Source organism: Bacillus sp. FG16 (assembly GCF_057809515.1).
Genome location: NZ_JBMDKC010000282.1, coordinates 1 through 765, shown reverse-complemented (window position 1 = coordinate 765; position 765 = coordinate 1). Strand labels below are relative to the sequence as shown.

At 34.9% G+C, this 765-nt stretch carries 1 protein-coding gene; it reads left to right on the top strand.

Annotated elements, in window-relative coordinates:
- Window positions 1-730: IS3 family transposase (locus ACODS7_RS32285; protein ID WP_488828651.1), on the top strand; the 730-nt coding region annotated here is incomplete at its 5' end.
- Between the last annotated feature and the right edge of the window lie 35 nt (window positions 731-765).

Genomic DNA, 765 nt, shown 5'->3' with positions numbered 1-765 from the left:
AAAACGTAAAAAGACGGCGGCTTATATTGTCATGCAATTTAAACGTTTAAAAGGTAGAATGGGCTATCGAAAACTGTACCGTTATCTTATAAATAAATGCTCTAGGGTTACCTTATCTCAAGTAAGACAAACTTTATGTCAAGCTGGATTAAAGTCAAAAGTTATTACTTATTATAAGAAACGAAAGCAAGAACATCATACATTTCCGAATATGCTAAAGCAATCCTTTAAACCTGGTAAGAAAGACGTTCCAATTGTTGTATGTGATATCACAGAGTTTCGTTTAGTGAATGGGATGAAAGTATATTTTTGTGCCGCACTAGATATTAGCACCCGACGGGTGCTTGGCTATTCGCTGGATACTCACCAAGATGCTCAATTAGTAAAAGATACAATACAACAAGTTAAAAATGTTTATGGAGATCAAAAAAGAATCTTATTTCATAGTGATCAAGGATCACAATTTACCAGTTGTACAGTTACTGATTTTTGTAAACAACAAAAGATTCAACAAAGCATGTCCCGCAAGGGAAACTGTTGGGATAACGCTGTGATGGAATCGTTTTTTAGCATCTTTAAACGTGAATGCTTACATGGAGAAAAGTTGATTTCTCTCTCTCAAGTCAATCAGTTAGTGGCCGAATTTATTTATATGTACTATCATTCCGTTCGTCCTCACTCATCATTAAATGGGATGACTCCGTATCGATATTCAAAATCCATTGCGTAATCTATTTAATGTTCCAGTTTTTCTTGACCAGGTCA